General features: G+C 47.8%; 14 protein-coding genes. 11 read left to right on the plus strand and 3 right to left on the minus strand.

Annotation, left to right across the window (positions count from 1 at the left end; all coding sequences use genetic code 11):
• Positions 1 to 62: 62 nt before the first annotated feature.
• From Absy_RS07155 to Absy_RS07185, 7 genes are all read left to right on the plus strand, one after another.
• Positions 63 to 344, plus strand: coding sequence for a hypothetical protein (locus Absy_RS07155; protein ID WP_048854056.1), 282 nt, complete (start codon positions 63 to 65; stop codon positions 342 to 344).
• Complete coding sequence (locus tag Absy_RS07160) at positions 341 to 1,786, plus strand: PepSY-associated TM helix domain-containing protein (RefSeq protein WP_084596982.1); 1,446 nt, start codon at positions 341 to 343, stop codon at positions 1,784 to 1,786. The genes Absy_RS07155 and Absy_RS07160 overlap by 4 nt, the downstream gene beginning before the upstream one ends.
• Positions 1,787 to 2,184: 398 nt before the next feature.
• Complete coding sequence (locus Absy_RS07165) at positions 2,185 to 2,460, plus strand: metal-sensing transcriptional repressor (RefSeq protein ID WP_048854059.1); 276 nt, start codon at positions 2,185 to 2,187, stop codon at positions 2,458 to 2,460.
• Between the two features lie 16 nt (positions 2,461 to 2,476).
• Positions 2,477 to 3,586 carry an S-(hydroxymethyl)glutathione dehydrogenase/class III alcohol dehydrogenase gene (locus Absy_RS07170; RefSeq protein WP_048854060.1) on the plus strand — a complete coding sequence of 370 codons (1,110 nt, stop codon included), beginning with the start codon at positions 2,477 to 2,479 and terminating at the stop codon, positions 3,584 to 3,586.
• 453 nt (positions 3,587 to 4,039) lie between these two features.
• The gene (locus tag Absy_RS07175) at positions 4,040 to 4,834 is read left to right on the plus strand and encodes a L,D-transpeptidase (protein WP_146802497.1); all 795 of its coding nucleotides are present in this window, start codon (positions 4,040 to 4,042) and stop codon (positions 4,832 to 4,834) included.
• A gap of 77 nt (positions 4,835 to 4,911) precedes the next feature.
• Positions 4,912 to 5,889, plus strand: a complete 978-nt coding sequence (locus Absy_RS07180; RefSeq protein WP_048854061.1) for a bifunctional enoyl-CoA hydratase/phosphate acetyltransferase — start codon at positions 4,912 to 4,914, stop codon at positions 5,887 to 5,889.
• 26 nt (positions 5,890 to 5,915) lie between these two features.
• The gene (locus tag Absy_RS07185; protein ID WP_048854062.1) at positions 5,916 to 7,121 is read left to right on the plus strand and encodes an acetate/propionate family kinase; all 1,206 of its coding nucleotides are present in this window, start codon (positions 5,916 to 5,918) and stop codon (positions 7,119 to 7,121) included.
• Positions 7,122 to 7,127: 6 nt separating this feature from the next.
• Here the strand turns inward: Absy_RS07185 and Absy_RS07190 are convergent, their stop codons facing one another.
• Entirely contained in the window at positions 7,128 to 8,096 is a 969-nt protein-coding gene (locus Absy_RS07190; RefSeq protein WP_052945723.1) for a helix-turn-helix domain-containing protein, read from the minus strand.
• A 227-nt stretch (positions 8,097 to 8,323) separates the two neighbouring features.
• Between Absy_RS07190 and Absy_RS07195 the strand changes: the two genes are divergently transcribed.
• The 3 genes from Absy_RS07195 to Absy_RS07205 are packed head-to-tail and all read left to right on the plus strand — an operon-like array spanning position 8,324 to position 11,472.
• Complete coding sequence (locus Absy_RS07195; protein ID WP_048854065.1) at positions 8,324 to 9,289, plus strand: thiamine pyrophosphate-dependent dehydrogenase E1 component subunit alpha; 966 nt, start codon at positions 8,324 to 8,326, stop codon at positions 9,287 to 9,289.
• 26 nt (positions 9,290 to 9,315) lie between these two features.
• Entirely contained in the window at positions 9,316 to 10,347 is a 1,032-nt protein-coding gene (locus Absy_RS07200) for an alpha-ketoacid dehydrogenase subunit beta (protein ID WP_048854066.1), read from the plus strand.
• 3 nt (positions 10,348 to 10,350) lie between these two features.
• Positions 10,351 to 11,472, plus strand: coding sequence for an acetoin dehydrogenase dihydrolipoyllysine-residue acetyltransferase subunit (locus Absy_RS07205; RefSeq protein WP_048854067.1), 1,122 nt, complete (start codon positions 10,351 to 10,353; stop codon positions 11,470 to 11,472).
• 64 nt (positions 11,473 to 11,536) lie between these two features.
• On the opposite strand, the gene Absy_RS07210 is transcribed toward Absy_RS07205, so the two are convergent.
• Complete coding sequence (locus tag Absy_RS07210) at positions 11,537 to 12,868, minus strand: Nramp family divalent metal transporter (RefSeq protein WP_048854068.1); 1,332 nt, start codon at positions 12,866 to 12,868, stop codon at positions 11,537 to 11,539.
• 280 nt (positions 12,869 to 13,148) lie between these two features.
• On the opposite strand from Absy_RS07210, the gene Absy_RS07215 reads away from it, so the two are divergent.
• Positions 13,149 to 13,637 (plus strand): peptide deformylase, encoded by a 489-nt coding sequence (locus Absy_RS07215; protein WP_048854069.1) that lies wholly within the window; start codon positions 13,149 to 13,151, stop codon positions 13,635 to 13,637.
• A gap of 45 nt (positions 13,638 to 13,682) precedes the next feature.
• Here the strand turns inward: Absy_RS07215 and Absy_RS07220 are convergent, their stop codons facing one another.
• A complete protein-coding gene (locus tag Absy_RS07220; RefSeq protein ID WP_048854070.1) occupies positions 13,683 to 14,372 on the minus strand; it encodes a Fe2+-dependent dioxygenase in 690 nt (229 codons plus the stop codon).
• Positions 14,373 to 14,394: the final 22 nt, after the last annotated feature.

The raw sequence follows: 14,394 nt of genomic DNA on the forward strand, positions 1-14,394 counted from the left end.
TCTCCCACCCACTCTTATATAAGCACCGCAATTTTGCAGGCATGGAATAGTCAAATTTTTTCATGCCTGCCATTGGCAACGGCATGATTGCTTTGCAAAATTATTCCCTGCGTCTTGTTGCAGCGCTATTGCTCTGGTTAGCTCTCGTGCTCTGGGGGTCCGCCATTGTTAATTACTTTCCGGCTCTTTCTGCCGTAACAACGCAAGCTTATAGGATTTTAGCCAGCGCCATTGCTCCTGTTGTGCTTGTTAGTGCATTTTGGGTGCATAACCCCCGTAACGCTTTGGGAACCGGCATAATATTGGTCCTGAGCGGAGGGATTGCATTGGCCATGCAACCATGACCCCTGCACGACGCGCCAGACTAGCATGGATGCATCGGTGGGCAGGCCTTGTAACAGGCTGGTTTGCGTTTGCTATTTTTTTTACAGGCACCCTTGCCTTGTTTGATACAGAACTAACGCGCTGGATGCAGCCGGAAACCGCAATAGTTCCTTATAATTCTCAACTTACGACACAAGCCCTAGAACGCGCGCAACAGCTTTTGTATGAGGCTGACAAAGCTGGGTCCTCTCCATCCTTCCTGCTGTTACCAGAACCACGTGACCCTACTTTACGTATTTTACATTACGATGGACACAAATTTGTAGGGCCAATTCTTGATCCCTCAACGGGAAAATCCATTATGGCCAGGAATACTGAAGGAGGCAGTTTTTTCTTCAATTTTCATTACACGCTGCGTATCCCATCACCGTGGGGTGAACGTGTGGTCGCAGGGATCGCTTTTACGTTTGCCGCAATTATGCTTTCGGGTATTTTATTACATCTCAAACGCCTGATGCCTGATTATTTTACTCTCAGACTACAGGCATCTCTGCCACGCTGCCTTTTAGATCTGCACGTCATTACTGGGAGTGCAATGCTCCCATTCCATATTATGATTGTCTGGACTGGCCTGCTTTTAACTGCGGAGAATGCCCTACCTGTCATACAGTCTTCCGCCACAGTACCAACAGTTCAGACCACAGTAACAACGGCTCCAGTGCACTGGAGCCCACATGCTTCTTTAGCGCTTATGATACAGAAAGCTCAAACATCCCTCGGTCGCCCCCCATCTTATGGGCTTTTTGATGATGAAAAAACAACAATATCAGCAATCAGGCACAATAGTCTGAATGCGAATGATAGCACAGTAGTATTTAATAGTCTGACAGGTCAATTTTTGATCAAAACTGCACCAGCATCCGATTTGGAAGATATTTATTATGTTATGAGTGGCCTTCATATTAGCCGCAGTATGGGGGTTTTATTACGATGGATTTGGTTTGTTGGAGGAACTGTATCGACTATTATGATCGCGAGCGGATTGGTGTACTATACTGCAAAACAAAAAAAACACACTCAACCGACTTTCTGCCTTGTCCAACGCCTTAATATTGCAGTGATGGGTGGACTTGTATGTTCCAGCTTAAGCCTGTTTGCCAGTAACCGGCTTTTACCCGCTCATTGGCAGGTTAGAAGTTCTGCCGAAATCTGGGTATTTTTTTCTGTTTGGGCGAGTTGTCTTTTGTTATGCCTGATTGCTCCTATACAAAAAAGCAGACAAATAATCACTTGGGCAATAGGGTTAGCGGGGTTCAGTCTCCCCCCTATTGACTTCATTGCAGTGCCTTTAGCCCAATGGGAAAGCACGCTTCATCTCACCATTGATGGTTTTTGCGCTTTGGCAGGTTTAATAGCAATGGGTTATATGTATTCTCTTCCGACCTCAAAACATCATGACTGATTCATTACTCCTGAAAATAGAAATTTTGAATTTCACAACATGCCTACTTTGGGCGTGTTGTCTCAGCAATATTTACAAAAAATTTCCGAAAAAAATTCAATACATAACAAAAAATTATAATACTTTTTTCAGGCTATTTGCAATTTTTATTTTTCTTTACACAGTAAAAATTCTTTCATTATCTTTTCATGCCCCTGAAATTTCTTTCTTCATTATGGCATTCTCTATTAACAGTATATTTATTTCTCTAATTTTTGGCTTATATGAACTCTTAAAATCTAAATTTCCAATCTAATCTTTCTGCATCATTCAGCGCACGACCACGCTTTCATAAAAAAATAGCCAAATGCAGGGCAATATACTATACTCCCCCATAGTACCAAAGGACGATGTACAGAATGCCTCACACCCCAGCAGATAAGAAAAAAGCACTCACACGTTTACGGCGCATTCGTGGGCAATGTGATGCACTTGAAAAAGCATTGGAAGCAGGGGCTGACTGTGGGCCAGTATTACAGCAGCTTGCGGCAATACGTGGTGCAGTCAATGGTCTTATGTCAGAAGTTATGGGGATGTACCTCCACGAAGAGTTTGGTTCTGCCCCCCAAATATCCTCAGCGCAACAGGCCAGTATTGATAATATTCTTTCGCTTATACGCACCTACCTCAAGTAAATAGAAGGGAATAATCATGAAATCTCGTGCAGCAGTTGCTTTCGCTCCTGGCGAGCCTCTGAAAATTGTTGAAATTGATGTTGCTCCTCCAAAAAAAGGGGAAGTGCTCGTTCATATTACTCATACAGGCGTTTGCCATACGGATGCCTTCACTCTTTCCGGCAGCGATCCTGAAGGGTTGTTTCCATGCGTATTGGGCCACGAGGGGGCCGGCGTTGTAGTGGAGGTTGGGGAAGGGGTGACATCCGTTGTACCCGGCGACCACGTTATTCCCCTTTACACAGCGGAATGCGGCAAATGTGAATTCTGCACATCAGGCAAAACCAACCTTTGTATAGCGGTGCGCGAAACACAGGGGAAAGGGGTTATGCCCGATGGAACAAGTCGCTTCTCCTATAATGGGCAACCACTCTACCATTACATGGGATGTTCAACCTTTAGCGAATACACTGTCGTGGCGGAAGTTTCCCTTGCCAAAATCAACCCTCATGCTGATCACGAGCATGTCTGTCTTCTAGGCTGTGGTGTAACAACCGGAATTGGCGCTGTACATAACACGGCCAAAGTACAAGCTGGCGATAGCGTTGCCGTTTTTGGCCTTGGTGGTATTGGGCTGGCCGTCATTCAGGGGGCACGCCAAGCCAAAGCTGGCCGCATTTTTGCCATTGATACCAACCCGGACAAATTTGAGCTTGCCACTGCAATGGGAGCAACTGACTGCATCAATCCTTCAGATTACGATAAACCAATTCAGCAGGTTATTCTGGACATCACCCGGTGGGGGGTAGATCACACCTTTGAGTGCATTGGCAATGTGAACGTTATGCGCGCGGCACTCGAATGCGCTCACCGGGGCTGGGGGCAATCTGTCGTTATTGGTGTGGCTGGGGCAGGGCAGGAAATCTCAACACGCCCCTTCCAGCTCGTAACCGGACGTACATGGAAAGGAACTGCATTCGGTGGTGTTAAAGGGCGGAGCCAACTGCCTGGCATGGTTGAAGATGCGATGAAGGGTGAAATTGATCTTAAACCTTTTGTAACCCACACCATGGGATTGGATGACATTAACCATGCATTTGAACTCATGCATGATGGAAAATCCATCCGTTCTGTTATCATATACTAAAATATAACCTATCCTATTGTTCCTACACTTACTCTCTCATTGCCAAGACAATGAGAGAGTATTTTTAATACTCTACAAAATTCTTGCCTTAGTAAATTGCTACATAATTAACTGCCTTGGATGTTCCGCTGATGAACAAGAAGTGCCATAAGTCATAATTACTCTTAACCGGCAGGGGAACGGAACCCGGTGTGTGCGGCAAGATACTCCATCTTCCTGATTATGTTTGGCTGTTTTTTTGCCACTCAGAACCTTCAGGCTGCACCATATCCCACCAGTTCGGACTTTGCTGACGAACTCTCCAAAACCATTCAGGGAACACCTCCTCAGGTTTTTTTTCCTAATGGAGATATCGGGGCACCTTTACGCTCCTCCCCCATAAAAGACCACAGGGTCGCCATCAGTTTGACTCGGCAGCCAGCACCAGCACCAGCACCAGCACCAGCACCAGAAATGGAGTTAGGTGACACGCAGATACAAGCGGAAATCGACCGTCTTCGGCTACTTTTTCACAAAAATGTACTTGTGTCGTTTACTCCAACAACAATGCAGAAAAGTGACTGGTTTACACTAGCGCGCCAACAAATCAGCCACTCCGGATACACTCTTCAGACACCCCAAACTGTAGTAATTGTTGACCGCAACCCTAAGGTGCAGCGTGCCTGCGTTGTAATTATTCAGCCAGATGAGAAACATTGGAGTATTATCGGCTGCACACGCATTTCCACAGGCACAATCGGTCGCAAGCATCACTACATCACGCCTGTCGGTATTTTTGCTAACACAGCAGATCGGCTAGGTTATCGCGCACAAGGCACCAAGAATGAGAATGGCATTATGGGCAATGGTGTCAAAGGGATGCGCGTCTGGGACTTTGGCTGGCAGGTTGCAGAAAAAGGATGGCTGGCAAGCCGAGAACAAGGCCCCATAAGGCTGGAAATGCACGCAACAGACCCTGTTTTTCTGGAGCGTCAACTCGGTCACATGGCTTCCGCTGGCTGTATTCGCATTCCGGCATCGTTAAACATTTTTATTGATCAAAACGGCCTTCTGGATGCCGAATATGAGCGCAAAGCGCTAACGGACAAACGTTTTCGGGCTTTACTACGCCCGGATAGAACACCTTCCATATTAGCCGGAACAGCCGTTATTGTTGTGGACAGCGCTGCGGCTCCCACAAAACCAGCGCATTATACTGCCTCACCCAATCTTGTATCTACCAAAATATCTTCTTCACCTATTCATTAAAAAACAACGCTACAAAAAAAATCGCTTTCCAAGCACGTCGTATAACTGGTGGAACACAAAAGCAGGTCAGACTTCATATGATGCAAACAACACCTCTTTTCCCCAGTATGAGCGCAACTCCTCCCAACCCCCACCAATGCTTTACGGATTTAATCAATCGTGCACGCGCATATACTCCAGCACCTTACGCAGTTGTCTGGCCCGGTGAAGACCACGCATTGCTTGGTCCACTGGATGCTGCACAGCAGGGGATTATTCAGCCAGTTTTACTAGGGGATGAGGATTGCATTCACAAAATTGCGGACAAAAACAGGATTGACCTGCAACCTTACCAGATCATTCATTCAAAAACTCCCGAAAGCGCTGCCCAAAAAGCCGTAGAGCTTGCAAGAACTGGTCATGTCCATGGCCTTATGAAAGGGAGTTTGCATACAGATGTGCTCATGCACGCCGTTGTTGCTCCAGAAAATGGCTTATGCACAGGTCGCCGTATAAGCCACGTTTTTCTGCTTGCTGTGCCCACTTACCAAAACTTACTTTTTGTAACGGATGCAGCCATCAACATTTTCCCTGATCTATCCACAAAACGGGACATTGTTCAAAATGCAATTGACCTACACATAGGCTTGGGCCTTGGGTCACCTAAAGTTGCTATTCTTTCGGCAGTGGAAGTCATTAACCCCAAAATTCCAAGCACATTAGATGCTGCCAGCCTATGTAAAATGGCCGAAAGAGGACAAATCACTGGAGGGACACTGGACGGCCCGCTGGGTATGGATAATGCCATTAACCCTGAAGCCGCCAGAATAAAAGGCATCGCTTCTCCCGTAGCAGGACAAGCGCAAATTCTGGTTACACCAGATCTAGAATCGGGGAATATGCTTGCTAAAAATCTTATTTTTATGGCGCAGGCCGATTCAGCAGGAATTGCAGTCGGTGCAAAAGTTCCCATAGTCCTGACCAGTAGGGCAGACAGCGTGCAAGCCCGCCTGGCTTCGGCAGCTATTGGGGCTTTATATGCCAGATATATGGTGCAACAGGCTGCTGCTTTTTAAGCTGCGCACTATGCGGAAAATCGTTCATGTCGAATGTAGTCATTGTTTTTAATGCTGGTTCTTCCAGCTTAAAGTTCACGATTTTTAAGATTGAAAAAAAATCAATCATCATCAAGCTCATTAAAGGTCGCATTGAATATGACAATGAGACTTTCCATTTTCTGGCATCCGACCATAATGATCAACTTATCACGCAAAACACTTTTTCTACGAAAAATAAAGACCCCCTAGAATATCTTTTTTCATGGTTATCTGAACATGAACAGGGAACCCATCATATTGTAGGCGTAGGGCATAGAATAGTTCATGGGGGGGCAGACTTTGTTGATCCAGTCCGCGTTACACCAGAATTACTGAAGCAGCTTGAATCCTTGACGCCATTTGCACCTCTACACCAGCCTCAAACTCTGGCTCCCGTCCATGCCATAACGAAATATAGACCTCAGCTGCCACAAATTGTGTGTTTTGATACAGCATTCCACCGTTCCATCCCCGACATTGCCCAACTCTTACCACTCCCCAGACGTTATGGAGAAAAGGGAGTACGCCGCTATGGCTTTCATGGTCTTTCTTATGATTTTTTATCTCAAAGGCTCCAGCTCATAGATCCGGAACTCGCAAATGGGCGGACTATTTTGGCACATTTGGGAAGCGGAGCAAGCCTGTGCGCTTTAAAACATGGGAAAAGTTTTGAAACAACAATGGGTTTTTCCACTCTGGATGGCCTTATGATGGGCAGCCGCTGCGGCATGATTGATCCGGGCGCGTTACTTTACATGATCAAGGAAGAAAATGCAGATTGGGAGACACTGGTCAACACACTCTACCACCAATCTGGTTTATTAGGTGTCTCAGGCATATCAACCGATATGAGAGTCCTGCGGGAACGCCTGATTACCGAGGCCGATCCAGCCATACGTAAACATATGCAGCAAGCACTCTCCCTCTCTGCTTACCGCATTGTGGAAGAGATCGGTGCACTTACAGCTGTTATGGAAGGCATAGACGGACTGGTTTTTACCGCTGGTATAGGTGAGCACGATGCTGAATTACGCCAAACAATCTGCCTTGCTCTGAGCTGGCTAGGATTAAAACTTGATACTGACGCTAACCAAAAAAATGCAGCCATTATTAGTTCTCCCAGCAGCACAATCCGTGTGCGCGTTGAGCCCACGCATGAAGAACTTATAATCTGCCAGAATGTTTTACCTTTTATCCAAAGTGCCCTTTAACCCACGTTATGAATCCACCTGACTGGAGGATGAAGGGGCAAGGTGGGCCAGCGCACCAATCTTGCGATAAAGAGTGGAACGGCTGATCCCTAACAAACGTGCAGCAGGGGCAATCTTCCCCTGCGCCATGGAAAGAGCAGCCTCTATAACTGTCCGCTCTGCCTCCTGAAAATCTGGAATCCCCGTTGTTCTGGCTCCCAGGTCAAAGCACACACTTGCGATTTCAGGATTATCTATCCCAAGCAGAGATCGTGCGGCATAGGTTGCACCGACCACAATCCGTTTATCATCCAGTGCGATCATAGGCAGCGATATGCCTTCGCCCTCTCCTAACAATACAACACTACGGTTGCGAAAAGCTTCCAAAAAACTTCGCCGTTCCAACCTGCGGGCGGCATCGACCAGTACTGCTTCCATCATCAAGGCGACATGGCCGGACGGATCTGCACGGATGGAGCTGGCATCCAACGCACCAGCAACCCGACCATCCGGACCATAAAATGGTACGGCCGAGCAGGTAAGGTAACGCAACCCCGTACACCAATGCTGGTCGCGGTGCACCGTAACGGGCACACCTTCAATAAGACAGGTACCAATTCCGTTGGTACCTGCCAGTGATTCCGCCCAGTTGGCACCAGGCCACAAATGCCAGCGACGGCACCCTTTCTCAAAAGGGGGAGCACCTCGCCGGGCCACCACAATACCCGCAGGGTCTGCAAGCAGCACATTATAATCCAGAGTGGATACAATGCCATGCAGCCGATCCAGTTCCGGGTCTGCTATTTTCATGGTTACGCCCATGCGTTCACGCGCCTGCCGCAATTCGGCAGAACACAATATATCCGTTGTCAGCGCACGATCTGTGGCAATACCATACTCTTCCGCACATCTGCGCCACGACCTTCTGACCATTGGTGGCAAAGTCGACCACACACCGGAAGACAAAGCGAGTGAGTTCATAGCGCTCTTACTCATACATCAAAAAATGTTGCTCCACGTGTATTACGTTTCGGATGTGCGACACTTCCCTGCTGGCGGCCTCAAATACGCGTGAGCGGAATTTTGCATTCCCTTTACCCCTCAAGCTATCGGCCCATAACTGCGTGTATACCCACTCCACATCATGTCCTGATCTGTGGAATGGGGCGGAATAATTCCGTTTTAGTTTCCAACCCATACGGCACAACAAACCGGGGGCAAACATGCAGATCGCACACGATATTCTTCTGCGTTCTTATCGTTCCATGCGCACAATCCGCGACTTTGAGGAACGGCTTCATGTCGAGTTCGCTACCGGAGAAATTCCGGGTTTTGTTCATCTCTACTGTGGTGAAGAGGCATCCGCCGTTGGTGTTTGTGCGCATCTGACAGACACAGACACCATTGCCAGCACGCACCGTGGTCATGGTCACTGTATTGCAAAAGGCGTGGGCGTAGATGGTATGATGGCCGAAATTTATGGCCGCAAAACAGGCGTTTGCCATGGCAAAGGGGGGTCTATGCATATTGCAGACCTATCCTTGGGCATGTTGGGAGCCAACGGCATTGTCGGAGGCGGTCCTCCCCTTATCTGCGGCGCGGCACTTTCACATAAAGTGCTGAACGATGGCGGTGTTGCTGTGGCGTTTTACGGTGACGGGGCATCCAATGAGGGCACAACACTGGAAAGCCTGAATCTGGCCATGGTCTGGCAACTCCCTGCCGTATTCGTTTGTGAAGACAACGGCTATGGTGAGGCTACAGGCGCATCCTACGCATGTGCAGGAACGCAAAAAGCCCGCGCTGCTGGGTTTGGTATGCCGTATTTTGATTGTGACGGCACTGATTTTTTTGCTGTTTACGAAGCGGCGGGAGCCGCCATAGCTCATGCGCGGGCAGGCAACGGCCCGGTTATGCTGCACGTTCAATTAGCCCGCTGGTATGGCCATTTTGAAGGTGATGCCATGACTTACCGCGCCAATGGTGAAGTTGCCAGCTTAAGAGCGGAGCATGATTGCCTTAAAAACTTTCGGCAACGTGTAACGGAAGTCAGCCTGCTGGAGCCATCCGCACTGGATGATATTGACGCCAGCGTAAAGGACGAAATTGACGCGGCCGTTACCGCTGCCAAGAACGCCCCATTACCCGAACCCGCAGATCTGGAAGCAGATGTTTACGTCTCTTACTAAATCCAAGCGTAAAATGGAGAGTCACTATGTCCAAAAAAAGCTTTCGGCAGGCTATTAACGAAGCTCTGCGGCAGGAAATGCAGCGTGATCCACGCGTTATTCTTATGGGCGAAGATATTGCGGGCGGGCAGGGTGGCACTGCCGGCGTGGTCGATGCATGGGGGGGCGTTCTGGGCGTAACCAAAGGGCTTTACACGGAATTTGGTGCCAACCGGGTATTTGATACGCCCATTTCCGAAGCGTCTTACATTGGTGCCGCCGTAGGTGCCGCCGCGACAGGTCTCAGACCTGTTGCAGAACTGATGTTTGTGGATTTTGTTGGCTGCTGTCTGGATCAGATCATGAATCAGGCTGCCAAGTTCCGCTACATGTTTGGTGGCAAAGCCCGCACTCCGCTGGTCATCAGAGCCATGTATGGCGCAGGCTTTAATGCCGCAGCACAGCATAGTCAGGCGCTTTACCCGCTCTTTACCCACATTCCGGGGCTTAAAGTTGTGGTTCCTTCAAGTCCCTATGAGGCAAAGGGCCTCCTGATCGAAGCCATACGAGACGATGACCCTGTGATCTTCCTTGAAAATAAAGTCATGTATGATGATGAGGAAGAAGTGCCGGATGAGCCATACTCCATTCCATTTGGTGAGGCCAACCTTACGCGGGAAGGAGATGATGTCACCATTGTTGCATTTGGCCGCATGGTCAACTTTGCCAATGAAGCAGCCGACAGGCTGGAAAAAGACGGCATAAGCTGCACGGTTGTTGACCCCCGCACGACCTCTCCATTGGATAGTGCGACCATACTGGAATGCGTGGAAGATACCGGGCGTCTGGTTATTGTGGACGAGTCCAGCCCACGCTGCAACATGGCAACAGATGTCGCTGCACTTGTGGCAGAACAAGCATTTGACGCCCTTAAAGCACCTATTCGTCAGGTGGTGCCACCACATACACCAGTTCCCTTCGCAACGGTGTTGGAAAAACTATACCTCCCTGATTCCGCCCGCATTGAATCCGCCGTGCGGTCCGTAATGGCCTACAAAAAAGCAAAGCAGGATGCCTGAACAATGACAGACCTTATTACCCCCATTACAATGCCCAAATTTGGTCTGGCCATGACCGAAGGAAAAATAACCAGTTGGAATGTCTCCCCCGGTGCCCAAATTGATGTCGGGCAGGAAATTGCAGATATAGAAACTACCAAGATCACCAATGGTTACGAAAGCCCAGCCACAGGCACATTGCGTCGTCAGGTCGCCACAGAAGGTGAAACTCTGCCCGTTGGTGCCTTGCTAGGTGTGCTGGCCGACCCCACGGTCAGTGATGCAGACCTTGACGCATTTATTGAAAAATTCCAGTCTGATTTTTCATCCGGCAGTGCTGATACCGCCCAGACTGACCACGCGGAACCCACTTTGGTCACTGTAGGCGAATTAACACTACGTGTTCAGGAAGCAGGGCAGGGGGAAGATACACCTCTTATCTTCATTCATGGTTTTGGTGGCGATTTAAGCAACTGGATGCTGAACCAGAACGATCTTGCTGGCAGCAGAAAAACTATTGCTTTTGATTTGCCTGGCCATGGAGGCTCCACCAAAACTGTGGGAGACGGCAAACCTGCCACGTTTGCTGCCACAACATCCGCTTTAATGGATAAGCTGGGCCTCGCTCAGGCTCACGTTGTTGGGCATTCGCTCGGGGGTGCCATTGCATTGGAGTTGCTCAAAACATTCCCACAAAAAGTCGCTTCACTCTCACTCATTGCCCCCGCAGGTTTGGGGCGAGCCATCAACATGGATTTTATTGATGGTTTTATCTCTGCGGATCGCCGCAAAACTCTGGAACCAGTTCTGCACTATCTGGTGCACGATAAAACACTTATCTCGCGTAGAATGGTTGAAGATATCATTCGTTTCAAACGTCTGGATGGTGCGCTTCAGAGCCTTCAAACTATTGCGACAAGCTGTTTTCCGGATGGCAAACAGGCAGATGATCTTAAACCAGTTCTGACAAGTTTTTCCGGCTCTGCGCAGATTATATGGGGCGCTGATGATGAAGTTTTATCCCCGACAGATGCAAAGGGCTTACCAGATAGCATAGAGGTTATCACTCTTGAACAAACAGGGCATATGCCACAATTGGAAAAAGCAGCAGAAGTAAATGCAGCAATTTCCAAAATTATAAAATAATAGACAAAAAAAGCCCGTGCTAAATTTTAAGATTTAGCACGGGCTTTTATTGAATAAGTAAAAATCAGAAAGCCAAGGTATCATACAATAGCTTAAAATTCAGAACAAGAATAACACCAGCAACAAGCCAAGAAAAAACCATAAGCGGGCGCGATATAACAAAAGGCCCCATAAGCTTACGGTTGGAAACAAATAGAACCAGAGGAATAACCGCAAAAGGTAACTGCATGGACAGCACAACCTGACTGGCCATTAAAAGCTGTCCAACGCTTGATGAACCGTAAATAGCCGTGGCAAAAACAACCGGTATGATCGCCAGACCACGGGTTAATAACCGCCTTGCCCAATGAGGCAGCCGGATATGAAGAAACCCTTCCATAATAATCTGTCCAGCCAGCGTGCCGGTAATGGTCGAGTTTGTGCCCGCAGCAAGGAGAGCTAGACCAAACAGCGTGGATGCAATGCCCATTCCCAACAGAGGGGAAAGCAAATGGTAGGCATCTTCTATTTCAGCTACATCCTGATGCCCGGTTGTATGGAATGCTGCGGCTGCCACGATTAAAATAGCGGCATTAATGAACAATGCCAGCATAAGAGCGATTGAACTATCCCACGTCGCCCAGCGGAGCGCATCCTTACGACCTTTTTCCGTTCTGTCGTAAGCGCGACTTTGCACAATGGATGAATGCAAATACAGATTATGCGGCATAACAGTAGCGCCAATAATACCTATGGCAATATAGAGCATCTGACTATTGGTCAGAATTTCAACTGATGGCTTTAATCCGGAAAGGATTGCCCCAAAAGGCGGAGCGGCGGCAACCAGTTGCACGCCAAAACAAAGAGCAATAATCGCTAAAAGACCAATAATAAACGATTCCAGATACCGAAAACCACGGTTCATAAGGAACAAAATCAGCACGGCATCAAGGCTGGAAATCAAAGCCCCAACAAGCAACGGAATATGAAACAGCAGTTGCAGCGCAACAGCCGTACCAATAACCTCCGCCAGATCGCAGGCAATAATTGCGAGTTCACACGCGACCCATAACAGAAAATTCACAGCAGGATGGAAACGCTGCCTACAGGCCTGAGCAAGGTCTAGCCCCGTTGCTATGCCCAATCTTGCGGAAAGGGCCTGTAGTAAAATTGCCATAAAATTGGACAATAAAATAACAGACAGAAGCGTATAACCAAACTGAGCCCCACCCTGCAAATCGGTCGCCCAGTTACCGGGATCCATATACCCGACCGACACCATATACCCCGGCCCGACATAGCTTAAAAAACGTCGCATCCAGTGGGTATTATCTTGCGGTACCCGAACACTCGCAAATGCTTCAGGCAAAGAGCGCCGGTCATGGACATGGTTGGGTTGAAATGCAGATGGTTGCATTATCTTTAGCACTCAAAATGGTTCGGGTTACGTAGAAAATTAAGAGATATAACCGCCAAAGACGGATAACCGCATGGGAATGAGTACTTTAATGGTCCTCATTCCTGAACTGTGGCAACAGATGCCCCAATGAGCAAGCCCCAATACGTTATTAAATTCCACAAAATGCTTCCAGACAATCAAAAGCACTTTATTGGCTTGCTTAGACATCTGCGATAAAAGTGAACCATACCGACTGGCAGAGCCATCCAGCACATATCGACCAACACAAAGATTACATATGACCGTACAGCCAATTATCTTTTTCCCTGACCAGCGTTTAAAGCAGATTTGTGCTCCCGTAATAGAGTTCGATAACGCTCTACGTACCCTCACCATAGATCTGCTGGATACGCTACGCGCAGCTCCCGGTATTGGCATTACTGCCCCCCATATTGGCATTAACCAGCGCGTGGTCCTGCTGGACCTACCTCAATCCAACATGCCAGAGATTTACATTAATCCGGAAATTACCTGGCTGTCAGATAACAAAAAGCAGAATGAAGAAGGAAGTATTTCCATGCCGGGTATTTCGGCTCCTGTCGAACGCTCAGTAACCATACGATTTTGCTACACGGATCTTTATGGCAAGGAGCACACAGAAGAAGCAGATGGATTACGCTCCATCTGCCTTCAGCATGAGATTGATCAGCTCAACGGCATATTCTGGATACAAAGATTATCTGCCCTGCGGCGGACCCGACTTCTGACACGCTACAAAAATATATAACTACCAATTTCAAATAAAGTCTTTAAAATAGACCTTCTGTATAATTTACAATACACACCATTGCCGCATCATATTATGGTAGATGTTAGTTAAAGATAGAACAGACGGGTCCATATCCCCCAATCTGTCACGTAAAGACATAACCTGCATATCAAGATCAAACAGTATCTGCCTTCTGCTTTCTTCCGCAATCATTGACTGAGACCAGAAAAAAGCTGCCAATCGGGAACCTCGCGTTACTGGCGCTACGTTATGCAAAACCGTGGTCGAATAAAGCACCATATCGCCAGCAGGTAACTTGATTGTCTGCTCATGACCATTGGAATGCATGGTCAACTCCCCACCATCATATTCATCTGGGTCTGAAAAGAAGAGTGTAGAAGAAACATCTGTACGGATCCGTGTGTGAATATCTCCCGCCCAAATTCCACGAATTGCATTATCTACATGAGCCCCAAAACTCATTCCATTTTCATATCGGTTAAACAACGGGGGGCTTACCCGGTATGGAAGAACTGCACTATTAAAAATAGTGTTCCGCCCTAATGCGCGTAGTACAATTTGCCCCAGTTCCTGACATTCTTTAGAATTTTGAGGAAGTTGCAGGTTATTTTTAACCTTTGCAGACTGTTGCCCCGCAGTTTCACGACCATCACCCCACTGAGCAGCCTTGAGTGTTGCCTGGCAATAGGTCAGTTCATCCTGCGTTAGTAAGCCTGGAATATGTACAAGCATGGTATTACCTTAAGGCTATTTC

It is taken from the genome of Acetobacter syzygii, assembly GCF_000964225.1.
In the GTDB taxonomy this organism is placed as follows: Bacteria; Pseudomonadota; Alphaproteobacteria; order Acetobacterales; family Acetobacteraceae; genus Acetobacter; species Acetobacter syzygii.

What these genes read in the sequence shown, in the direction of transcription:
- Absy_RS07160 (WP_084596982.1), top strand. Translation starts at nt 341, where the DNA reads ATGACCCCTGCACGACGCGCCAGACTAGCATGGATGCATCGGTGGGCA.
- Absy_RS07210 (WP_048854068.1), bottom strand. Translation starts at nt 12,868, where the DNA reads ATGCAACCATCTGCATTTCAACCCAACCATGTCCATGACCGGCGCTCT.
- Absy_RS07215 (WP_048854069.1), top strand. Translation starts at nt 13,149, where the DNA reads ATGACCGTACAGCCAATTATCTTTTTCCCTGACCAGCGTTTAAAGCAG.
- Absy_RS07155 (WP_048854056.1), top strand. Translation starts at nt 63, where the DNA reads ATGCCTGCCATTGGCAACGGCATGATTGCTTTGCAAAATTATTCCCTG.
- Absy_RS07170 (WP_048854060.1), top strand. Translation starts at nt 2,477, where the DNA reads ATGAAATCTCGTGCAGCAGTTGCTTTCGCTCCTGGCGAGCCTCTGAAA.
- Absy_RS07165 (WP_048854059.1), top strand. Translation starts at nt 2,185, where the DNA reads ATGCCTCACACCCCAGCAGATAAGAAAAAAGCACTCACACGTTTACGG.
- Absy_RS07185 (WP_048854062.1), top strand. Translation starts at nt 5,916, where the DNA reads ATGTCGAATGTAGTCATTGTTTTTAATGCTGGTTCTTCCAGCTTAAAG.
- Absy_RS07200 (WP_048854066.1), top strand. Translation starts at nt 9,316, where the DNA reads ATGTCCAAAAAAAGCTTTCGGCAGGCTATTAACGAAGCTCTGCGGCAG.
- Absy_RS07190 (WP_052945723.1), bottom strand. Translation starts at nt 8,096, where the DNA reads ATGAGTAAGAGCGCTATGAACTCACTCGCTTTGTCTTCCGGTGTGTGG.
- Absy_RS07220 (WP_048854070.1), bottom strand. Translation starts at nt 14,372, where the DNA reads ATGCTTGTACATATTCCAGGCTTACTAACGCAGGATGAACTGACCTAT.
- Absy_RS07195 (WP_048854065.1), top strand. Translation starts at nt 8,324, where the DNA reads ATGCAGATCGCACACGATATTCTTCTGCGTTCTTATCGTTCCATGCGC.
- Absy_RS07175 (WP_146802497.1), top strand. Translation starts at nt 4,040, where the DNA reads ATGGAGTTAGGTGACACGCAGATACAAGCGGAAATCGACCGTCTTCGG.
- Absy_RS07180 (WP_048854061.1), top strand. Translation starts at nt 4,912, where the DNA reads ATGATGCAAACAACACCTCTTTTCCCCAGTATGAGCGCAACTCCTCCC.
- Absy_RS07205 (WP_048854067.1), top strand. Translation starts at nt 10,351, where the DNA reads ATGACAGACCTTATTACCCCCATTACAATGCCCAAATTTGGTCTGGCC.